This window comes from Kribbella sp. NPDC004138, assembly GCF_053603655.1.
The window spans coordinates 59,711-80,341 of sequence record NZ_JBSGFZ010000021.1 but is presented as its reverse complement, the minus strand read 5'-3'; the positions used below and the strand labels follow the sequence as shown (position 1 = coordinate 80,341).

Genomic DNA, 20,631 nt, shown 5'->3' with positions numbered 1-20,631 from the left:
ACGGAGCAGCTGATGGACAAGACGTACGGGTCGCCGCAGGAAGCGGTGGCGGACATCGGGGACGGCGCCAGCCTCGCCGTCGGCGGCTTCGGGTTGTGCGGCAACCCGATGCAGCTGATCAGCGCTCTGCACGACAAGGGGGTGTCCGGGCTCAGCGTCGTGTCGAACAACTGCGGCGTCGACGACTGGGGCCTCGGCATCCTGCTCGCGGACAAGCGGATCGCGAAGATGACCTCGTCGTACGTCGGGGAGAACAAGGAGTTCGCCCGGCAGTTCCTGTCCGGTGAGCTGGAGGTCGAGCTGACGCCGCAGGGCACGCTGGCCGAGAAGCTCCGGGCCGGCGGCTGCGGGATCGCCGCGTTCTACACGCTGGCCGGCGTCGGCACCCAGGTCGCCGACGGCGGGCTGCCGCAGAAGTACAACGCGGACGGTTCGGTTGCGAAGGCGTCCGAGGCCAAGGAGACGCGGGAGATCAACGGGACGACGTACGTCCTGGAGGAGTCGATCACCACCGACTTCGGGCTGGTGCACGCGCTCAAGGGCGACACCCACGGGAACCTGGTCTTCGACCGCAGCGCGCGGAACTTCAACCCGCTCGCCGCGATGGCCGGCCGGGTGACGATCGCGCAGGTCGAGGAGCTCGTCCAGCCTGGTGAGCTGGACCCGGACTCGATCCACCTGCCGGGCGTCTACGTCCAGCGTGTCGTTGCGGTCGGCAAGGACATCGAGAAGCGGATCGAGAAGCGCACGGTGCAACCCCGCGAGGCCTTCGAGGCGCAGCGCGAGAAGCTGGAGGCCTGAGATGCCACTCACCCGTGAGCAGATGGCGGCCCGCGCCGCGGCGGAGCTCGAGGACGGCTCGTACGTGAACCTCGGGATCGGCCTGCCGACCCTGGTCCCGAACTACATCCCGGACGGCGTCACCGTCGTCCTGCAGTCGGAGAACGGCATCCTCGGCGTCGGGCCGTACCCGGTCGAGGGCGAGGAGGACCCGGACCTGATCAACGCCGGCAAGGAGACCGTCACGACGATGCCCGGCGCGTCGTTCTTCGACTCCTCGCTGTCGTTCGGGATGATCCGCGGCGGCGCGATCGACGCGGCCATCCTCGGCGCCATGCAGGTCTCGGCCAAGGGCGACCTGTCGAACTGGATGATCCCCGGCAAGATGGTCAAGGGGATGGGCGGCGCGATGGACCTGGTGCACGGCGCCAAGAAGGTGATCGTGCTGATGGAGCACGTCGCCAAGGACGGCTCGCACAAGATCCTCTCCGAGTGCGACCTGCCGTACACCGGCCGCGGCGTGGTGAACCGGATCATCACCGACCTGGCCGTGCTGGACGTCACCGACGACGGCCTGCGCCTGGTCGAGCTCGCCGAAGGCGTCACCTTCGACGAGCTCCAGTCCAAGACGGGTGCGCCGATCAAGCAATGAACTTCGTCTCCGGCAGCGCCTGGCTCCAATCGGAGGGGCGCTGCCGGAGGTGCTGGTCGAAGAACGCCGGGATGTAGGTGCGGAGGGCGCGCAGCACGTGGCCCGCGTCCGCCGTACCGACGGTGTTCGCGATCAGTTCCGGCGGGACCGGGAAGAACCGCTGGAACCACGGGATCAGCGCCTGGTAATCGACGAAGCTGTAGTGCCGGCCGTTCGGCAGGTTCAGGTCGCGCTTCCAGCCTGACGAGCGGTCCCAGAACAGTCCCCAGGACGGGTCGGTCCGGTGGTCGTGCGGCCCCGGACCGATCGCGCCCGAGCCCATCAGCAGGAACGGGCGCGTCGTCCCTCGCGCGACGGTCGGGCAGTCGGCCGGGTCGTCGTACCCGTAGCCGAGCTCGCCGTCCATGTCGATCGCGGCGCGGATCCGCGGGTCGGCGACCAGCAGGTCGATCGAGCTGAGACCGCCGGCCGAGTGGCCGTACGCCCCGATCCGGTCGAGGTCGAGGACGGCGCCGAGTCCGGCCGGGAGGCGGCGGTGCTCCGCATCCGGGTTCTCGCCGCGGGCGAGCCGGCCGAGGGCGTCGAGGACGAAGCGCAGGTCGTCGAAGCGCGCAGTGCGGGCGAGCAGCGCGTACGGCGCCGGCGGGAGCGTCTGCACCTCGATCCGGTTCCCCGGGAACTCGACACCCGCGACCTCGTACGTGTGGTCGACGGTGACCACGACGTACCCGCGACTGGCGAGCTCCGCGACGCTGATCGACGCGAGCCCGCGCGGCACGCCGAACCCCGGCGAGAACAGCACGACCGGCCGCTTCCCGGGCAGGACCGGTGCGAGCAGGCCGCCGTGGCTCTTCGCGCCGGCCCAGTCGATCGTCCCGACGGGCTGCTGGAGCGCGATCGCCGCACCTTCGCCGAACACCTGCGCGGTCAACGGCGGCAGGTACGGCGCGGGCGCGGCCGGGCGGGCCGCCGGGTACCAGACGCTGACCATCAGCTCCCGGGGCCGCCCCGGCACGTACGGGTCGTCCCGCCGTTGGTCGACAAGGTGCAACTCCGTCGTACCCACCGGAAACACCCCAGTCGGCCGCGGCAACCGGATGGCCACGGTCCCGCCACTTCCGTACCCCACCGCCGGCGCCACACCCCCGCCCGCCGCGAGGGCGCTTCCTCCTCCCTTCAACGACGAGCCGGCGAAGCCGGCGAGTGGGGCGAGGAGGGCTGAGACCACGAGCTTTCGGCGGTTGAGCATGGCCACGACTCTGCCCGGACACCAACTATCCGTTCAGCTTGCGAAAGACACCTGTGATCCCTGGCGAAAGTCGGGTATGACGGGACAGGTGGAGCTGGATGTGCTGGTGATCGGCGGAGTAGGCATCGACACGATCGTGCGGGTGCCCGGCCTGCCGTTGGCGGATGTGGACACAGTCCCGGTCCAACCGATCGAGTCGTACCTGGCGCACACCGGTCACGGCGTCGCGCTCGGCTGCCACCTGCTCGGGCTGCAGGCCGGACTGGTGGACGTGATCGGCGACGACCCCGAGGGCGCGCGGATCCGGCGCGCGTACGACGAGCTCGGCATCCCGCTGCGCGTCGTGCTGCACCCGAGCGGCACCCGCCGGTCGGTCAACCTGGTCGCCCCGGACGGCCGCCGGCTGTCGATGTACGACGGCCGCCACCCGCGCGGTCTGCGCGTCGACCCGAACCTGTGGCGCCCGGTGCTGCGCAGCGCGCAGCACGTCCACGTCTCGATCATGGACTTCGCCCGCGACGCCCTCGGCGACGCGATCGCCGCCGACCGGTCGATCTCCACCGACCTGCACGACTGGGACGGCCGCAACGACCACCACAAGGACTTCGCCACCGCCTCCGACATCGTCTTCGTCTCGGCCACTGCGCTGCCGGCCGACGGCGTCGACTGGATCCTCGCGAACGGCCGCGCCGACGTGGTGGTCGCGATGGCCGGCGCGGACGGCAGCTACCTGCACGTCCGCGGCGAGCCGGTGCGGCACTTCCCCGCGATCACGTTCCCCGACCGCCCGATCGTCGACACCAACGGCGCCGGCGACGCCTACGTGGCCGCCTTCCTGGCCCGCTACCTCGACGGCGCCCCCTGGCCGGACGCCGCCACCGCCGGCACCGTCGCCGCCAGCTGGGCCTGCAGCTCCCCCGGCACCCACACCAACCTGATCACCGCAGAAGAACTCGCCGTTCGCAGCAGAACGCTCGGCTGAGGGTCAGCCCCGGGTCATCGGCGGGTGCAGGGTGGTGGCGGTGCCGCGGTGGAAGAGTTGGGCTGGGCGGCCGCCGTCGCGCGTTGTGGTGGTGCCTACGGGGGCGACGAAGTCGGGTGTCTTGGTGACCTTGCGGTGGAAGTTCCGCGGGTCGAGCGGGATGCCCCAGACCGCCTCGTAGACGCCGCGAAGCTCGGAGATCGTGAACTCCCGCGGGCAGAACGCGGTGGCCAGCGGTGAGTACTCGAGCTTCGCGCGCGCCCGCTCCACGCCGTCGGCCAGGATCCGGTGGTGGTCGAACGCCAGCCGCCCGGCGTCGTCCAGGACGTCGGTCGCGTCGGCCCAGCTCGCCGACGCCGCGTCCGAACCGGCGACCGGCGCGGGCAGGTCCGGCACGAGGGCCAGGTACGCGACGCTGACCACTCGGCCGCGCGGGTCGCGGTCCGGAGCGCCGTACGTCGCGACCTGCTCGAGGTGGATCCGCTCCGCGGACAGCCCGGTCTCCTCCGCGAGCTCGCGGCGCGCGGTCGTCTCGAGGTCCTCGGCCGGCCGGACGAACCCGCCTGGCAGCGCCCAGCGGCCCTGGTACGGCGGGATGCCGCGGCGGATCAGCAACACCTGGAGGCGGCCGTCGCGGACGGTCAGGATGACCAGGTCGGTGGCCAGGCCGAGCGGCTCGAAGTCCATCATCCCACTCTAATCGTCACCTTGACGAAAAGTCATCCAACCCCTTATCGTCACAGTGACGACAAGGAGTACGAGATGGCAGACATCACCCGGTTCCGGTTCATCAGCCACCTGCGGGCCAACCCGACCACCCACGTGCGGCACCTGCGCAACGGCAAGGTCGCGCACGACGGCGCCGGTCAGGCGTTCTGGTTCCGGGCGCTGAACTCGTCGCTGAGCGAGATCCCGATCGACGACCGCGAGCAGCCGTTGCTGTTCCACGGCCGCACGCAGGACTTCCAGGACGTCGCTGTGCAGGCCACCGTCACCTACCGGGTGACGGATCCGGCGCTAGCCGCGAGCCGGCTGGACTTCGGCATCGACCCAGGCACCGGGTTGTGGCGGTCCACGCCGCTCGAGCAGCTCGGCGGTCTGCTGACCGAGCTGGCTCAGCAGACCGCACTCGACGTACTGGCCCGGATGACGCTGACCAAGGCGCTCTCCGAGGGCATGACCGCGCTGCGTCAGGCGGTCGGCACCGGCCTGCGGGAGGACCAGCGGCTGACCGGCCTCGGGATCGGCGTCGAGGACGTCCGCGTCGTCGCCGTGCGGGCCGAGCGTGACGTGGAGAAGGCGCTGCAGACGCCGACCCGCGAGATGGTGCAGCAGGCCGCGGACAAGGCGACGTACGAACGGCGCGCGCTCGCCGTCGAACGGGAGCGCTCGATCGCCGAGAACGAACTGCAGAACCAGATCGAGCTCGCCCGGCGCGAGGAGCAACTGGTCAACCAGCGCGGCCAGAACGAGCGCCTCCGGGCGACCGAGGCGGCGGCCGCCGGTCAGATCGAGACGCACGCGGCGGCCGGTCGCCAGCGGGCCCTGGCCGAGGCGGAGGCGGACGCCAAGCGGGTGATCGGCGCCGCGGAGGCTGCAGCCGAACAGGCGATGCTGGCGGCGTACGCCGAGCTGGACCAGGGCACGATCCTGGCGATGGCGATCAAGCAGGGCGCCCTGCCGGAGATCGGCACGCTGAACCTGACACCGGACCTGCTGACTCCCATCCTCAGCAAGCTGGCCGAACAGCGATGACACTTCCTCCGAGGGCGGTGATCGTGCACCGGGCGACCGAGCTCACCGAGCTGGTCGCCCGGCACGGGACGCGCCAGCAGGCCGGGTTCTTCCTGGCCGGGCGCGGACGGGATCTGGCGGAGCTGGATGCGCGGCACCAGGCGCAGCAGGACGCCCTGGCGACCGTTTCGGCGGCGATCCCACTGGACTGGCGGCGCGCGGTCGCCGAGCGCGACGATCTCGACCGGTTCGGGTTCGGGCCGGAGGACGTGGTGATCGCCGTCGGGCAGGACGGCCTGGTCGCGAACGTGGCGAAGTACCTCGACGGCCAGCCGGTGATCGGGATCAACCCCGAACCGGCCCGCAACCCCGGCGTACTCGTCCCGCACGAACCCGAGGCGATCGGCGACCTGCTGGTGTCACGGCAGGTCGCCGAGCGGACGATGGTTGCCGCCAGCACCGATGACGGACAGCACCTGGTCGCGTTGAACGAGGTGTACGTCGGCCACCGCACGCACCAGTCCGCGCGCTACCGGCTGAGCGCGCCCGACGCGCTGCCGGAGCGGCAGTCGTCGTCCGGGATCCTGATCGGCACCGGGACCGGATCGACTGGCTGGTGCCGATCGGCCTGGCAGGAACGCCGCAGTCCGCTGGCGCTGCCGACGCCGACCGATCCGGTGCTGTGCTGGTTCGTGCGCGAGGCCTGGCCGTCGCCGGCGACCGGCACCGACAACACCGAAGGACTGCTGAAGGCGCCGGATTCGCTGACGATCACGGCCGAATCGGACCTGGTCGTCTTCGGCGACGGAATGGAGTCCGACACCTTGAGCATCAGCTGGGGCCAGCGGATCGAGGTCGGCGTCGCCCCGGTCAAGCTGTACCTGGTGGTCTGATCGTGGCCGGGGCGGCGATGGTGTGCACGCCCGACAGGTAGTGCACCGGCGAGACACTGTACGCACAAACAGTTTCACGCTCAGGTGCACTACCCGGCCGACCGACACCTCCTGTCGAGGATGCACGCCGGTTAGTTCTCTCTCGACGGCTGGATGATGACGTGTGGGAGGTTGACCTCGCGGGGGCGGCTGGTGACGTAGGCGATCAGGTCGGCGACCTCGGTGGCTGGGACGGCGGGGAGGGTGGACCGGAGGTCGTTGACCATCGACTGCAGGTCGGGCGGGAAGCTGTCGGCGAGTTCGGTGCCGTCGATCATGCCGGGTTCCAGGTCGGTGACGCGGATGCCTTCACCGGACAGTTCGGCGCGTAGCGTCCGGGTCAGGTGGCTGACGGCCGCCTTCGAGGCCCCGTACACCGCCATGCCGGGGTTGATTCGCTCGCCGGCCAGCGACGACACGTTGATTAGGTCGGTGGTGCGCGTAGCGGCCGACCTGCGCAGCGCTGGCAGGAACGCGTGGGTGACGTTGATGACGCCGGCGAGATTGACGTCGACCGTCCGCCGCCACGCCTCGACCGGCCCGTCGGCGAACGGGATCACCTCCATGACCCCGGCGTTGTTCACCAGCAGGTCGATATCACCCAGCCGGTCCTGCACCAGTGCCGCGGCCTCAGCGACGGACTCCCCGGAGGTGACATCGGCCGGTACGACGAGCGCCGTGCCGCCGGCCTCGGCGATCTCGGCGGCGACCTTCTCGAGCCGGTCACGCCGCCGGGCGAGCAGTGCGACGGACGCGCCGTCGGCGGCGAGACGAGTGGCGACGGCGCGGCCGATTCCGCTGGCGGCGCCGGTGACGAGTGCGATGCGTGAGGTTGTCATGGCTCCACCTTCGTCCGCCCGGCGCGGGCTCAGGAGATCCGCTTCGACCCTAGGTCCGGCAGTACCACCCAGGCGGCGGGGATACTGGTCGGGTGAGCGCGAGACCGCAACTGGGAGAGTTCCTGCGGAGCCGACGGGCCCGGGTACGGCCCGAGGACGTCGGGTTGCGGCCAGGCCGGGACCGGCGGGTGTCCGGGTTGCGCCGTGAGGAGGTCGCGCTGCTCGCCAACGTGAGCGTCGACTACTACGTACGGCTCGAGCAGGGTCGCGCCGGGAACCCGTCGACGGCTGTACTGACCGCAGTGGCCGACGCGCTGCGGATGGATGATGCGGAGCGGGACCATTTGCGGCTGCTCGCCTGCGCGGCGCCGCCTGCCGTACCGCCGAAGGCCGGGGTCCGCCCGCAGTTGAAGGCGATGCTCGACGCGATGCAGGGCGTGCCGGCGCTCGTCGTCGACCGGCTGAGCAACGTCCTCGCGTGGAACGCGGCGGCATGCGAGGTGGTCGCGGACTTCGAGAACCCCCAGCAGCGGAATCTCGCTCGTGTCTACTTCCTCGATCCCACCTCTCGGGAGTACTACGCGGACTGGCCGACCGTGGCGCAGGACGCGGTCGCGCTGCTTCGGCGGGCATCGGCCGAGTACGCCGACGACACGGAGCTGGCGGCGCTCGTCGCGGAACTCCGCGCCGCCAGCCCCGACTTCGAGCGGTTCTGGATCTCCCAGAACGTCCAGAACCGCTCGCACTGCCCGAAGACGGTGAACCACCCGCTCGCCGGGCAGCTGACCTTCTCGCTGGAGTCGCTCCAACTCCCCGGCGACGACGGCCAGTACGTCCTCACCTACACCCCCGCCGACGCCGCGACGCGAGAGCGCCTCGCGGCGTTGGGGAGTCGACCGGTGTCCGGCCGGTCCTAGTCGCCGTTCGCGACGTCGTAGACCGGGATCGGGACCCAGCGGAAGTCGACCGGGTCGTCGAACGTTCCCGGGACCTGGCCGCGCGACTGGATTACCGTCGACAGGCCGTTCGCGTGCCCGACGGCATACAGGTAGCCCTTCTTGGTGTCCTTGTCGATGCCGAGCAGCAGCGTGCCGTACTGACCGCAGCCCATCGCCGACAGCGTCTCGAAGCCCTGCCAGCTACGGGTGCGGACAGGCTTGACGATCGGCTTCGACGAGCCGACCGTGAGCCGGATCGTGTACAGCGCCCCGCCCCGGGTATTGGCCAGGAAGGTGTCGTACGTCGGAGTCTTCGCGATCAGCGTCATCGTCTTGACCGCGGACAGGCCCGCGAACGACCCGGTCGACCGCCAGACGCCCTTGTCGCTGACGGTCCAGCGGTACAGGACGTCGCCTTTCAGCCCGTACGCGGCGTTGCGGTAGATCTTGTTGTCCGGGCTCAGGTACTCGGCGGCCTCCAGGAACCTGAACGTACTCCAGCCGCCGCCGACCCGCGTCAGCGAGACCGGACCGTCGGTGGTCCCGTCCTCGTATCCCGTGTAGCCGCTGAAGTAGAGCGCGTCGCCGATCACGAGGTACCCATAGCGGTCGGTGCCGGAGATGTTCGGCTCGATCGTCTGCCGGGCGCTCAACCGAACCTGACCGGGTTTGTACACCTTGGGCGTCTGCCAGTCGTTCGGCACCTGGGGCGGAACGGTGGCGGTCGGGTCCTTGAAGTGGTGCGAACCGTCGGCGGTGACGCCACCCTGCCAGACGAAACAGGCCTGGGCCTGCGCGGCGGTGATCGTCCTGCTCGTGCCCGGCACCTTGGCGCCGGGCTTGGTCGGGTCGGGCTTGGCCGTTCCCTGTGCGTGCGCGGCAGCCGGCACCAAGGCGGTCAGCGCGAGTACAGCGCTCCCTGCAAGGGCAGTCAGTCGTGGATTCATGTCGCCCCCTCTCAGAACTCTTGATACGAGGCGGACACAGAAAGTTGCGGGTGAAGTATTACCCGTGCTTGTTCACGAATGGTGAGCGCGCGAGTGAGTTCTGTGCACAAAATAGAGCCTCACCTACCGCCCATAGGGGGAGATCCACCCATGCGCAGAACTCGGTTACGTGCCGGGCCCGCTAGCCACCGGTCGTTTGCGGGGTTGACCCCTGAGTTGGCCGGTTGCCCACTGAGATTCTCGGGAGGCAACCGTCCATCTTGGGGGTTGACCCCTGAGACGGACGGTGGACGGTGCGGGTGCGGGCCGCGTTAGCCGGCGAGGTCGGTGTAGGCGGCGACCAGGGTGGCGGCGTCGTGTTCCCAGTTGAGTTCGGTGGCGGCTGAGCGGACGCCGTCGGTGTAGGTGGTGTAGTTGTCGATGACCGAGCGGACAGCGGTGGCCAGGGACTGCGGGTTTCCGGGCTCGTACAGGCCGCCGAGCTTGTACTGGGTCACGACCACGCGGAGTTCGGGGAGGTCGGCGGCGACCACGGGGACGCCGGCGCGGACGGCGTGGAAGAGTTTGTTGGGGAGAGCCAGGCGGTGGTTCTCGCAGGTGTTCGTCAGCGTGACGAGCGAGATGCCGTACGAGCGCAGCGTGTCGTCGACCTCGTCGATCGAGCGCTCCGGGACAGTCTCGACGGGACCCAGATCCAAGCGGTAGTTGGGATCCACCGACCCCATCAGCACCGTGCGGAACGGCGCCAACTGACGAGCCGCCGCCACCACGGTCGGCAGGTCCCGCCCAGCTCCGACGCGTCCGGCGTACAGCAACCCCTCGGGCTTCGAAGGTGCAGCCGGTACGTCGTCCGCGCGCGGGAACGTGTTCCGTACGACGCGCACGTCCGTCAGACCGCGCGAACGCAACCGCGCGGCGATCCCGTCCGACACGGTGAAGACCACCCGCGCACGAGACGCCAGCGAGACCTCGTGTCGCCGCCCACGCGCACGCCACAACGGCGTCGGCCGTCCGGGCAGTGCGCGGTCGAACCACAGCTCATGACTGTCGTACACCAGCGCCGCAGACCATCGCGAGGCATACTCCGCGGCGAGCTCCAGCGTGTTGAAGTCGTGCGCGTGCACGACGTCGACCGGACCGGCCGCAGCCACCAACGGCGCCGCGGCGATCCGCCACTGCTTCTCGGTGCGCAACCGGTGCTCGGGCAGCAGCAACCACCGCCCGAACCGTTTCGCCAGCACCTTCGGACCGGTGTGCCCGTGCCCGACCGTCAGCCCGCCGTTCCCGGTCCGGAGACCGGAGGAGCGGGAGACCGACGCCACCGTGATCCCGGGGCCCACCTCGAAGCCTTCCGGAACGTCGCGGCCGATCACGTGCAGCGTGTGACCGGCCGCGGCGAGCGCCGTCGCCTCCCGCAGGATCCGCGAGTCCCCGGCGATCGGGGACTGCGCGATCATCAGAATCCGCACTTACTCGCTCTCGTCCTCGGCGTTGTCGAGGCTGAGCTCGTTGTTCAGGAACGGCAGCAGCACCTCGACCGACTTCCGCCCGTCGTGCAGGTCGCGGACGAACGACGGTCCCGCGTCGGCGATCTTGCGGGCGGTGTCGCGCTCGGCGACCAGCCGCTCGATCACCTCGGCCAGGTCGTCCGGGTTCGCCTCGGCGATCGGCAGGTCGGTCGGCAGCAGGTCCCGGACCGGGTCCGCGATGTGCCCGACGGTGACCCGGCCGGCCGCCATCGCCTCGCACGCGAACACGCCGTACGAACCGAGCAGCAACTGGTCGACCACGATGTCGGCGCTCTTCACCATCTCGGCGAGCTCCGCGTGCGGCACACCCTGGACGCGGTTGTACTTGATCAGCCCGCGCGCATCCAGGTCGGTGAGCACCGGGTCGACGTACGCCGAGCCCTTCAGCGCGGACGCCGACGGTGCGTGCAGCACCACCGGGACCTCACGCTCGAGCACCGGCTGGGTCGACACGAAGCCCTCGACGTCGACGGCCAGCGGCAACCAGATGCCGTTGTCGACGAACTCGAGCAGGTCCGGCGTCGTGACGAAGACCGGGCCGTTGTAGCCCTCGAGGTGGTGCCGCATCAGGTTGTTCGCGGCCTGCAGGCGCACCGTCAGCTCGTCGTCCGGGTCGCGGAACGGCGAGTAGCGGTACTGCTCGCGGTGCTGGGCGGGATCGCGGATCTCCGACCCGTGGAACACCAGGCCGTGCTTGATGCCGGCCTGGTCGAGCATCGGGACGTCGGTCGTCCACATCTGCCCGCGCTGCTGACCGAACATCGGCCGGCCCGCCTCGAACAGCACGTGGGTGACCTCGCGCAACGCGTACGCCGTGAGCTCCAGCTGCCAGCGCAGATCCGACCGGTACTGGCGGTAGGTGCCCGTGCGGTGCACGCGGAAGTCGAACGCCCCGCTGCCCGTGGTGAGCGACTCCGCCTTGATGTCCGGCACCTCGCGCTCCAGCGCGGTCGCCCACAACCACGCCTGGCCCGCACTGTTGACCGGCCCGAGCAGCAGGTGCCGCCCGGTCTTCGTGATCTTGCCGCCCGGCCGCGTGATCTCGAGCTGCCGCGCGGTCAGCTCGCCGTACAGCGCGCGCAGCTTGGTCGCCTGTCCGGCCCAGGACACCTCTTGCTGGTACGCCGGATCGGCGACCCGCTCGCGGTACGCGTCCAGGTCGCCGAGCACCGTCCGGACCTTCGACGCCAGGTCGTGCGCGTCGGCCGCGGTGAAGACCTCGCCGATCCGGGTGCGGTCGACGAACTCCTTCATGCTCGGCATGTCGCTGACCACCACCGGCAGCCCGGCGAAGGCGTACTCGAACAGCTTGTTCGGCAGCGCCATCTCGTGGCTCGGGTAGCGCAGGATCGGGATCAGCCCGACGTCCGCGGTGCGCAGGAACGCGACCACCTCGTCCGGCTTCACCGGGTCCAGGCAGTGCAGACGGTCCTGCACCTCCAGCTGCACGGCCTGCGCCTGCAGCTCGCGAACCGCGTCCGTCGCCACACCAGGCACACACACGACGGCCAGATGCGCGTCCGGCAGGTCCACGAGCGCCTGGACGGCGGTGTGGATGCCGCGCGCCCGCGTGACGCCGCCGCTGTAGACGAGCAGCGGTACGTCGGAGGCGAGGCCGATCTGGCTGCGAATGTCGGACACCTCGACCGACACGTCAGCAGGGTTCGGCGTGTTCATCACCACGGTCGGCTCGTCGCGCAGCTTGTGCTCGCGCTGCAAGCGGGTCGCGATCGCCGGGCTGACGGTGATCACCCGGTCCGCCTGACCGATGTACTCGCGCTCGTGGTTGGCCCAGGCCGCGATCGACCGCCGGGTCCGGGCGCCGTACTGCGAGAGTCCGGCGACGTACTCGTGCGCGTCGTACACGACCTTCAAGGAGCGGCCGCGGAGCTTCGCCCGGCCGGCGGCGCGGGTGGCGACGCCGATCACGTGCATGTCGTGCGCGTGCACGACGTCCGGCTCCAGACGGTCGATCAGGTCGCCGAACGCGATCTCCAGGTCCAGCGCCTCCGGGTGCAGCTTGCGCCACGGCGCCGGCCACGGCAGCCGGTGCAGCACCCCGTCGTACGCCCGCCAGCTGAACTTGAACGGGGCGTCCGCCTTGTTGCCGACCCCCTTGCGCACCCAGGTCGCCCGCTCGGCGGCCTTCCAGCGCGCGCGGCGGACCAGCCGGGTGGCGACCCCGGCCTTGAACTTGAGCGGATTCCCCTGGCCCGCCTTGGCCCGCGCGATCGCGTGCCCGGAGTCGGCCTTGAGCTCCTTGAGCTCGGCCGCGATCCGCTGGTTGCGCGCCACGTAGGTCGTGCGGTTTCGGTACCCCACCAGCGGCGGCCGCCAGTTGCGGCGCGCCGTACGGCTTCGTTTCCGTTCCTCACGCAGTGCGAAAGGCACCGCCACCCGGACGATCAGCGCACCGTCGAGCATCTCCCTCGACGGGAGGCCGCTGGCCGAGACCCCGAGCACAGTCACCTCTGCTCCGGTCTCGGCCAGTGCTGCGGCCTCTTTGCGGACCCGGCTGTCGTTGGTGACGTCGTTGGCGACCATCATCACGACCCGCAGGCCGGCATCTGTCACTGGCTGACCGACCTTCCGATCACAATCCTCCGCACGCCCGCCCACTTGGCCGCGTCGGTGCGGTCCCGGCCGTCGACGAGCACCTTGACACCCGGCAGGTCCGCCGGGCCCAGCTGCGCGTACTCCGCGTGGTCCGCCTGCAGCACTGCCGCGTCCACCGGCGCGCCCAGCGTGTACGGCGTGAAGCCGAGACCCTGGAGCTCCTCGTCGGTGTACATCGGGTCGTGCACGGACACCTCGGCGCCGCGCGCCTTCAGCGCCTCCACGGCCGGGAAGACCCCGGAGAACGCCGTCTCCTTGACCCCACCACGGTACGACGCGCCGAGCACGACGACCTTCGCGCCCTTGAGGTCGCCGAACGCGCCCTCGAGCAGACCGATGGTGTAGTCGGGCATGCCGGCGTTCGCCTCGCGGGCGGCCCGGACGACGGTGGCGTCGGGGTCGGTGTACAGGTACAGCCGCGGGTAGACCGGGATGCAGTGCCCGCCGACCGCGATGCCCGGCCGGTGGATGTGGCTGTACGGCTGCGAGTTCGACGCCTCGATGACGGCGTGCACGTCGATGCCGTTCTGGCCGGCGAACCGGGCGAACTGGTTCGCCAGGCCGATGTTCACGTCCCGGTAGGTGGTCTCGGCGAGCTTCGCCAGCTCGGCCGCCTCGGCCGAACCCAGGTCCCAAACACCATTCTGGCGCTCCAGGTCGGGGCGGTCGTCGAAGTCCAGCACGGCCTCGTAGAACGCTCCTGCGCGCTTCGCGCCCTCCTCGGACAGGCCGCCGACCAGCTTCGGGTACTTGCGCAGGTCCGCGAAGACCCGGCCGGTGAGCACCCGCTCCGGCGAGAACACCAGGTGGAAGTCGGTGCCCTCGGTCAGGCCGGAGATCTCCTCGATCATCGGCTTCCAGCGGCCGCGGGTGGTGCCGACCGGCAGGGTGGTCTCGTAGCTGACCAGGGTGCCCGGGGTGAGGTGCTCGGCCAGCGAACGGGTCGCGTTCTCCATCCAGCCGAACTCGGGCTGACCGGTCTGCTCGTCCACGAACAGCGGCACGACCACGACGACCGCGTCGCTGTTCGGGATCGCGTCCGCGTAGTCCGTGGTCGCCCGCAGGCGGCCGTCGGCCACGGTCTCGGAGAGCAGCTCCTGCAGGTGGGCCTCACCCGGGAACGGCTCCTGGCCGGCGTTCACCAGCTCGACGAACTTCTCGTTGATGTCGACGCCGACGACCTGATGGCCCTTGGCCGCGAACTGGACCGCCAGTGGCAGTCCGATCTTGCCTAAGGCAACTACACTGACACGCACAGCAACTCCACTAGGTTGTGATTCTTCATCGGGGGCCTCGGAGCTTCCGTTCCAGCGGGTGCTCCACGAGCTCGTAGAGCAGCGCCGAGGCGAAGATCGAGAGGGCACAGACACCGGCGTACCAGGTCAGGTTGGACCAGCCGATCGGGCCGGCGATCCCGTGGTACTCCTTGATCGCATACATGATCGTGGCGTGCACCAGGTAGAACGCGTACGACCACTGGCCGAGCTTGACCAGCGGCTTGCTGCGCAGCAGCGACCGGCCGCCGCGCATGTCGCGGGCGGCGACCGCCAGGATCAGGAAGCCGTACAGGAAGGTGAGGATCTCCTTCTGGCACAGGCCCATGGTGATCGCGCCCGGGACCTTTGCCGGGTGCAAACCGGAGTAATAGAGCAGGTACAGGCCGCCGCCGGTGACCAGGAACGCGAACCACACCGGGATCCGCGGCTTCCAGCCGGAGCGCAGCGCGATCGCCAGACCGATGCCGAACAGAAACGCCACCGAGTGCAGGACCGGCTGCGGCAGCACCGGCACGTCGTCCTTGTAGTGGAACAGCGCCAGCCGGTAGGCGCCGCCGGCGACGATCACCGCGACGCACAGGATCAGGCCGCCGACGGTCTTCAGCTTCTGCGTGGCCCGCCAGACGAACGGGAAGTACGCGTAGAAGAACGCCTCCACCGACAGCGTCCAGCCGGCCGGGTTCCCGCCGTACAGGACGGTCGGGTTGTTCGACCAGCCCTGCAGCAGGAGCCCGGACAGCACCAGCACGGTCACCGAGACCGGCTTGATCCAGGACATCCCAGCCGGCGGCTCGAACCGGTAGAAGACGAAGATCGCCGCGACCAGCGTGAGGAAGTACAGCGGGAAGATCCGCGCGAAGCGGCGCCGGTAGAACGTGCTGATCTTCGTGCCCGGCCGTGACGACCAGGTGAGCACGAACCCGGACAGCACGAAGAAGAACGTGACGCCGGACGTACCGTACTTCAGGAATTTCCAGACCGGCAGCGGCGCCAGCTGGGTCATGTGGTGGCAGAACACGAAGAAGGCCGCCCACCAGCGCAGACCGGTGAGCGACTCGACTCGTGGCAACCTCCCACTGGGGGCGGCCGGCGGTGCGGCCTCCCCCGGGAAGGTACTGACAGGCGCGCCGGGAGGTGGGGTCCCCACATCGGCCGACCCAGGCAGATCCTGGGTCGGTGTCTGGTTCTCTTCGGCGGCCTTCGTCATGTAGTTACTCCGCGAGAGTAGAGACGACACGCTCTGCAGCGTGACCGTCGCCGTACGGCATCGGGCGATCCCCCGTGGGCGCCGGCCGGGCGGCCAACTGGGGCAGCTTACTCACGTCGGATGTCAACACGTTCCATCCGTCGTCCAGCGTCTCGACCCACTCGGTCTCGGTGCGCAGCGTGGTGCACACCCGGCCGAGCAGGAAGGCCTCCTTCTGCAGGCCCCCGGAGTCGGTCACCACACCGGCCGAACCGAGCACGGCCTGGACCATCTCGGGGTAGGCCAGCGGCTCGCGGACGTGCAGCGAACCGTCCGGGCGCTCGAGCTTGATGCCGTGCTCGGCGCACTTTGCGACCAGGCGCGGGTGGGCGAGCAGCAGCACCGGCGTACCGGTCGCGGCGAGACCGTCGACGATCGCGGCCAGCCGCTCCGGGTCGTCGGTGTTCTCGGCCCGGTGGATCGTCGAGACGACGTACTCGCCGCGCTTGAACGGCCCGCCGAGCTCGTTGTCCTTGACCGCGTCGCGGACCCGGAAGCACACGTCCGTCATGACGTCGCCGACGAGCCGCGACTTGCCCGCCAGACCCTCGGTGGCCAGGTGGTCCATCGCCACCTGGGTCGGGGCCAGCAGCAGGTCCGCCGCGTGGTCGGTGAGCACCCGGTTGTGCTCCTCCGGCATCAGCCGGTTGAACGAGCGCAGCCCGGCCTCGAGGTGCGCGACCGGCAGGTGCATCTTCACCGCGGACAGCGCGCCGGCGAGCGTCGAGTTGGTGTCGCCGTACACCAGCACCCAGTCCGGCTTGTGCTCGTCCAGGACGGCGTCCATCGCGGCCAGCATCGCGCCGGTCTGGACACCGTGGCTGCCGGACCCGACGCCCAGGTGGACGTCCGGGTCCGGGATGCGCAGGTCGGCGAAGAACACGTCCGACATGTTCTTGTCGTAGTGCTGCCCGGTGTGCACGATCACGTGCTGGTGCTCGGTGGCGGCAAACGCCTCCGCCACCGGCGCCAGCTTCACGAACTGCGGGCGGGCACCGACAACGCTCAGAACCTTCATGACTACAGGGTCTCCCCGGCGACAGCGACAGTCCGGTCCTCGGTCGCCGACTGCAGAACGGCCTCGGCCACCCGAACGGTGGTCAGACCCTGCTGCAGCGTGACGATGTCCGCCTCCTTGCCGAGCACCGCGTCGCGGAACTGCTCGTGCTCGGTCTTCAGCGGCTCGGGCTTGCTGATCGCGTACCGGACCATGTCGCCCTCGCTGACACCACGGAAGTGCGCGACGTCGTCCCACGCGGTCTGCACGGTGCCGTTGGCGTGGAAGGTCAGGTCGGCGGTCAGGGTGTCGGCGATGAACGCGCCCTTCTCACCGGTGACGACGGTGAGACGCTCCTTCATCGGGGACAGCCAGTTGACCAGGTGGCTGGTGACGGTGCCGTTGGCCAGCTTGCCGGTCACCGCGATCAGGTCTTCGTACTGCCGGCCGGACTTGTGGGCGCTCTGCGCGGCCACCGTGACGAACGGCGACTGCGTCACCCACGCGGTCAGGTCGATGTCGTGGGTGGCCAGGTCGAGCACCACGCCGACGTCGGCGATCCGGGCCGGGAACGGGCCCTGGCGGCGGGTGGTGATCTGGTAGATGTCGCCCAGCTCGCCGGCCTCCAGCCGCACCCGCAGCGCCTGCAGCGCCGGGTTGTACCGCTCGATGTGGCCGACCGCGCCGACCAGGCCGGCCGCCTCGAACGCCTTCGCGATCTCGGTTGCCTCGGCCGAGGAACCGGCCAGCGGCTTCTCGATCATCGCGTGCACGCCGGCCTCGGCCAGCGCCTTCGCGATCTCGGCGTGGTACTGCGTCGGCACCGCGACCATGCAGTAGTCGATCTTCTCGGCGATCAACTGCTCGATGTTCTCGTGCACCGGACGACCGCCGGCGACGCCGAACTTGTCACCACCCGGGTCGGCGACCGCGACCAGGTCGACGCCCTCGAGGGACGCCAGCACCCGGGCGTGGTGCCGGCCCATCATGCCCAGGCCGATCAGGCCCGCACGCAGGTTCGCCATGCTCATGCACCCGCCTTCGCCACGGTGTTCACCGCGGCCACGATCCGGTTCAGGTCTTCCTCGGACAGCGAGGGGTGGACCGGCAGCGAGAGCACCTCGGCCGCGGCCTTCTCGGTCTCCGGCAGGTCCAGCTCGCGCTGGAACGAGGGGAGCCGGTGGTTCGGGATCGGGTAGTAGACGCCGCAGCCGACGCCGTACTCGGTCCGCAGCGCGTTCGCGAAGCCGTCGCGGTCCTCGGTCACCCGGATCGTGTACTGGTGGTACACGTGGCTCGCCTCGGCGGCGACCGCCGGGACGCCGACACCGGCGAGGTTCGCGTCCAGGAAGGCCGCGTTCTCCTGCCGCTGCTTGGTCCAGCCGCCGATCTTGGTGAGCTGCACGCGGCCGATCGCGGCGTGCAGGTCGGTCATCCGGTTGTTCAGGCCGACGACCTCGTTCTCGTACTGCTTGAGCATGCCCTGGTTGCGGAACAGCCGCATCCGGCGCTCGAGGTCGGCGTTCGCGACCGAGTTCATGCCGCCCTCGCCGGACGTCATGTTCTTGGTCGGGTACAGGCTGAACATCGCGAACTCGCCGAAGGTACCGACCGGCGCGCCGTTCCAGGTGGCGCCGTGGGCCTGCGCGGCGTCCTCGTAGATCTGGATGCCGTGCTTGTCCGCGATCTCCTGCAGGGCGGTCATGTTCGCCGGGTGACCGAACAGGTGCACCGGCATGACGGCCTTGGTCTTCTCGGTGATCGCGGCCTCGACGGCCTGCGGGTCCAGGCAGAAGTACGTCGGCTCGATGTCGGCGAACACCGGGGTGGCGCCGGTCAGCGCGACGCTGTTCGCGGTCGCGGCGAAGGTGAAGGACGGGACGATGACCTCGTCACCCGGACCGACACCGGCGGCCAGCAGGCCCAGGTGCAGACCCGAGGTGCCCGAGTTGGTCGCGACGCACGCCCGGCCGGAGACCAGCGCTGCGCCGAACTCCTGCTCGAACGCCGCAACCTCGGGGCCCTGCGCCAGCATCCCGGACTGCATGACCCGGTCGACGGCTTCGCGCTCCTCCTTCCCGATGATCGGCTTCGCGGCCGGAATCGGCTGCACCATCAGTTCTCCTCCTGGTTTTCTCCGGCCGGCCGCAGCCGTCCGTCGGTTTCGATGTACATCTCGCCCGTGTTCGGGCACTTCCACTCGCCGTTCCCGACGTCGAGCAGCGGAACCCCGGCCTTGCCGACCCACTTGAGCCGGCGCGCCGGGACCCCGGCGACCAGCGCGAAGTCTGGCACGTCCTTGGTCACCACCGCACCCGCGGCGACGGTGGCCCAGCGGCCGATGGTGACCGGTGCCACGCACACGCTGCGCGCTCCGAGCGAGCAGCCTTCCTTCATCGTCACCCCGACCGGTTCCCAGTCGTGGCCGCTCTTCGGCGACCCGTCCGGGTTCACCGCGCGCGGGAAGTAGTCGTTGGTGAGCACCACCGCCGGGCCGATGAACACGCCGTCCTCGAGGGACGCGGGCTCGTACACCAGCGCGTAGTTCTGGATCTTGCAGTTGTCGCCCATCCGGACCCCGGTCCCGACGTAGGCGCCGCGGCCGACGATGCAGTTCTCGCCGAGGACCGCGTTCTCGCGGATCTGGGCCAGGTGCCAAACCGACGAACCGTCGCCGATCTGGGCGCTGTCGTCGACGTCGGCGGATGGCGCGATGCGGGCCGTCACAGGGTCTCCTTCTTGGTGAGCCAACTACTCAGTACTTCGGCCGAGCGGCGTCCGTCGTGCAACTCCGCCACGAACTCCGGGCCGGCCGCCGCCCGCTCGGCGGCGGCGTCACGATCCGCGATCAGACCGCAGACGACATCACCCAGGGTGTCGGGATCCGCCTCCACGATCGGCACCTCTCGCCCGGCCAGACTACGCACCCGGTGGCGCACGGCGTCACCGACGTACGAAACCACGATGCGCCCGGCGGCCAGGGCCTCCGCGGCCGCCACGCCGTACAAGCCGATCCGGAGCTGGTCGACCACGATGTCCGCATCGCCGATGACGCTCGGCATCCGCTCGTGCGGTACGCCGGTGATCCGCCGGTACTCGATCCGGCCGCTCTCGTGCAGCTGGGTGAGCACGGCGTCGATCTCCTGCGTGCCCTTGAGTTTCGCGTTCGACGGGACGTGCGCGACGACCGGCTTCGCGCCCGCGAACAGCGGCTGCGCGGCCTGCTGCCAGGGCGCCGGGTCGATCGCGACCGGCAGCCAGGTGGCGTCGGGTACGTCGTCCAGCAGGTCGACCGTGGATACGAAGACGGGGAGCTGCAGCGACGCGACCAGCTCGGCGTGCCGACGGGCCTGCGGCTCGAGTCGCTCGGTCAGCTCGTCGCCCGGGGTGAACGGCGACCAGCGCTCGCGCTTCGCGTGCCGGCTCGGCAGCCGGATGTCGGAGCCGTGGAACAGCAGCGAGACGTTGATGCCGCGCGCGACCATCGCCTCGATGTCGGCGGAGGCGTCCGAGAAGCCGCGGGCGCCGAACAGCGGACGCAGCGACTCGACCATCACATGCGTGTAGTTCTCGACGACGTACTTCTGCTGGGCGCGCTGCCAGCGCGGCTGGCCGAACCAGGCCAGTGGCACGCCGTAGTCACTCTTGAACGCGAACTGGCCCTTACGGTGCAGGGCGAACGAGACGGCGTCGACGTCCGGCAGGGTCTTCGCGGCCTGGGACCAGGCGTGCCCCTGACCGGCGGAGTTGGTCGGTCCGACCAACATCCGCACCGGCGTCGTCGCTACCGGCGGGAAGGCCGGCAGCTGCGCGTACGAGTACCGCAGGCCCCGAAGGCGCCGCCGGACCGCTCCCGCGGTCCGGGCCAACGGCGCCGGCAGGTGCTCGCGGATCGCACGCGTCACCGTCACTG

19 protein-coding genes are annotated in these 20,631 nt (G+C 70.1%); 6 read left to right on the top strand and 13 right to left on the bottom strand.

Going from position 1 to position 20,631, the window contains the following annotated elements; all coding sequences use genetic code 11:
* Positions 1-12 precede the first annotated feature (12 nt).
* Positions 13-801: a CoA transferase subunit A gene (locus ACWEOO_RS27825; protein WP_452145533.1), complete on the top strand. Its 789-nt coding sequence runs from the start codon at positions 13-15 to the stop codon at positions 799-801.
* A gap of 1 nt (position 802) precedes the next feature.
* Entirely contained in the window at positions 803-1,432 is a 630-nt protein-coding gene (locus ACWEOO_RS27820; protein ID WP_363707485.1) for a CoA transferase subunit B, read from the top strand.
* Here the strand turns inward: ACWEOO_RS27820 and ACWEOO_RS27815 are convergent.
* A complete protein-coding gene (locus ACWEOO_RS27815; protein WP_452145532.1) occupies positions 1,422-2,681 on the bottom strand; it encodes an alpha/beta hydrolase family protein in 1,260 nt (419 codons plus the stop codon). The genes ACWEOO_RS27820 and ACWEOO_RS27815 overlap by 11 nt on opposite strands.
* A 76-nt stretch (positions 2,682-2,757) precedes the next feature.
* Here ACWEOO_RS27815 and ACWEOO_RS27810 point away from each other — a divergent pair, with 76 nt between their 5' ends.
* Positions 2,758-3,663 (top strand): carbohydrate kinase family protein, encoded by a 906-nt coding sequence (locus tag ACWEOO_RS27810; protein ID WP_452145531.1) that lies wholly within the window; start codon positions 2,758-2,760, stop codon positions 3,661-3,663.
* 3 nt (positions 3,664-3,666) lie between these two features.
* On the opposite strand, the gene ACWEOO_RS27805 is transcribed toward ACWEOO_RS27810, so the two are convergent.
* Complete coding sequence (locus tag ACWEOO_RS27805) at positions 3,667-4,350, bottom strand: NUDIX hydrolase (protein WP_452145530.1); 684 nt, start codon at positions 4,348-4,350, stop codon at positions 3,667-3,669.
* A gap of 75 nt (positions 4,351-4,425) precedes the next feature.
* Between ACWEOO_RS27805 and ACWEOO_RS27800 the strand changes: the two genes are divergently transcribed.
* On the top strand, positions 4,426-5,418 hold the full coding sequence (locus ACWEOO_RS27800; protein ID WP_452145529.1) for an SPFH domain-containing protein: 993 nt from the start codon (positions 4,426-4,428) through the stop codon (positions 5,416-5,418).
* Positions 5,415-6,290 (top strand): hypothetical protein, encoded by an 876-nt coding sequence (locus ACWEOO_RS27795; protein WP_452145528.1) that lies wholly within the window; start codon positions 5,415-5,417, stop codon positions 6,288-6,290. The genes ACWEOO_RS27800 and ACWEOO_RS27795 overlap by 4 nt, the downstream gene beginning before the upstream one ends.
* Positions 6,291-6,421: 131 nt before the next feature.
* Here the strand turns inward: ACWEOO_RS27795 and ACWEOO_RS27790 are convergent, their stop codons facing one another.
* Positions 6,422-7,168, bottom strand: coding sequence for an SDR family oxidoreductase (locus ACWEOO_RS27790; RefSeq protein WP_452145527.1), 747 nt, complete (start codon positions 7,166-7,168; stop codon positions 6,422-6,424).
* A 92-nt stretch (positions 7,169-7,260) separates the two neighbouring features.
* Here ACWEOO_RS27790 and ACWEOO_RS27785 point away from each other — a divergent pair, with 92 nt between their 5' ends.
* Entirely contained in the window at positions 7,261-8,085 is an 825-nt protein-coding gene (locus ACWEOO_RS27785) for a helix-turn-helix transcriptional regulator (protein WP_452145526.1), read from the top strand.
* Here ACWEOO_RS27785 and ACWEOO_RS27780 read toward each other — a convergent pair.
* The 10 genes from ACWEOO_RS27780 to ACWEOO_RS27735 all read right to left on the bottom strand — a co-directional run bounded on the left by ACWEOO_RS27780 (position 8,082) and on the right by ACWEOO_RS27735 (position 20,629).
* A complete protein-coding gene (locus ACWEOO_RS27780; protein ID WP_452145525.1) occupies positions 8,082-9,053 on the bottom strand; it encodes a hypothetical protein in 972 nt (323 codons plus the stop codon). The two genes, ACWEOO_RS27785 and ACWEOO_RS27780, sit on opposite strands and share 4 nt — an antisense overlap.
* Positions 9,054-9,364: 311 nt before the next feature.
* A complete protein-coding gene (locus tag ACWEOO_RS27775; RefSeq protein WP_452145524.1) occupies positions 9,365-10,522 on the bottom strand; it encodes a glycosyltransferase in 1,158 nt (385 codons plus the stop codon).
* Positions 10,523-13,156, bottom strand: coding sequence for a glycosyltransferase family 4 protein (locus ACWEOO_RS27770; RefSeq protein WP_452145523.1), 2,634 nt, complete (start codon positions 13,154-13,156; stop codon positions 10,523-10,525).
* Positions 13,153-14,454 (bottom strand): nucleotide sugar dehydrogenase, encoded by a 1,302-nt coding sequence (locus ACWEOO_RS27765; RefSeq protein WP_452145522.1) that lies wholly within the window; start codon positions 14,452-14,454, stop codon positions 13,153-13,155. The genes ACWEOO_RS27770 and ACWEOO_RS27765 overlap by 4 nt, the downstream gene beginning before the upstream one ends.
* 25 nt (positions 14,455-14,479) lie before the next feature.
* The gene (locus ACWEOO_RS27760) at positions 14,480-15,544 is read right to left on the bottom strand and encodes an acyltransferase family protein (protein WP_452145521.1); all 1,065 of its coding nucleotides are present in this window, start codon (positions 15,542-15,544) and stop codon (positions 14,480-14,482) included.
* Positions 15,545-15,686: 142 nt separating this feature from the next.
* On the bottom strand, positions 15,687-16,739 hold the full coding sequence (gene wecB / locus ACWEOO_RS27755) for a non-hydrolyzing UDP-N-acetylglucosamine 2-epimerase (protein ID WP_452145520.1): 1,053 nt from the start codon (positions 16,737-16,739) through the stop codon (positions 15,687-15,689).
* A 2-nt stretch (positions 16,740-16,741) separates the two neighbouring features.
* A complete protein-coding gene (locus tag ACWEOO_RS27750) occupies positions 16,742-17,743 on the bottom strand; it encodes a Gfo/Idh/MocA family protein (protein ID WP_131292813.1) in 1,002 nt (333 codons plus the stop codon).
* A gap of 2 nt (positions 17,744-17,745) precedes the next feature.
* Positions 17,746-18,837 carry a DegT/DnrJ/EryC1/StrS family aminotransferase gene (locus ACWEOO_RS27745; protein ID WP_359941398.1) on the bottom strand — a complete coding sequence of 364 codons (1,092 nt, stop codon included), beginning with the start codon at positions 18,835-18,837 and terminating at the stop codon, positions 17,746-17,748.
* Complete coding sequence (locus ACWEOO_RS27740) at positions 18,834-19,445, bottom strand: acyltransferase (RefSeq protein ID WP_452145519.1); 612 nt, start codon at positions 19,443-19,445, stop codon at positions 18,834-18,836. The genes ACWEOO_RS27745 and ACWEOO_RS27740 overlap by 4 nt, the downstream gene beginning before the upstream one ends.
* Positions 19,442-20,629 carry a hypothetical protein gene (locus ACWEOO_RS27735; RefSeq protein WP_452145518.1) on the bottom strand — a complete coding sequence of 396 codons (1,188 nt, stop codon included), beginning with the start codon at positions 20,627-20,629 and terminating at the stop codon, positions 19,442-19,444. Before ACWEOO_RS27735 ends, ACWEOO_RS27740 begins: the two co-directional genes overlap by 4 nt.
* Positions 20,630-20,631 lie beyond the last annotated feature (2 nt).

Excerpts from the sequence above, each read along its gene's own strand:
- ACWEOO_RS27825 (WP_452145533.1), top strand. The coding sequence starts at position 13 with ATGGACAAGACGTACGGGTCGCCGCAGGAAGCGGTGGCGGACATCGGG.
- ACWEOO_RS27820 (WP_363707485.1), top strand. The coding sequence starts at position 803 with ATGCCACTCACCCGTGAGCAGATGGCGGCCCGCGCCGCGGCGGAGCTC.
- ACWEOO_RS27815 (WP_452145532.1), bottom strand. The coding sequence starts at position 2,681 with ATGCTCAACCGCCGAAAGCTCGTGGTCTCAGCCCTCCTCGCCCCACTC.
- ACWEOO_RS27810 (WP_452145531.1), top strand. The coding sequence starts at position 2,758 with ATGACGGGACAGGTGGAGCTGGATGTGCTGGTGATCGGCGGAGTAGGC.
- ACWEOO_RS27805 (WP_452145530.1), bottom strand. The coding sequence starts at position 4,350 with ATGGACTTCGAGCCGCTCGGCCTGGCCACCGACCTGGTCATCCTGACC.
- ACWEOO_RS27800 (WP_452145529.1), top strand. The coding sequence starts at position 4,426 with ATGGCAGACATCACCCGGTTCCGGTTCATCAGCCACCTGCGGGCCAAC.
- ACWEOO_RS27795 (WP_452145528.1), top strand. The coding sequence starts at position 5,415 with ATGACACTTCCTCCGAGGGCGGTGATCGTGCACCGGGCGACCGAGCTC.
- ACWEOO_RS27790 (WP_452145527.1), bottom strand. The coding sequence starts at position 7,168 with ATGACAACCTCACGCATCGCACTCGTCACCGGCGCCGCCAGCGGAATC.
- ACWEOO_RS27780 (WP_452145525.1), bottom strand. The coding sequence starts at position 9,053 with ATGAATCCACGACTGACTGCCCTTGCAGGGAGCGCTGTACTCGCGCTG.
- wecB (WP_452145520.1), bottom strand. The coding sequence starts at position 16,739 with ATGAAGGTTCTGAGCGTTGTCGGTGCCCGCCCGCAGTTCGTGAAGCTG.
- ACWEOO_RS27750 (WP_131292813.1), bottom strand. The coding sequence starts at position 17,743 with ATGGCGAACCTGCGTGCGGGCCTGATCGGCCTGGGCATGATGGGCCGG.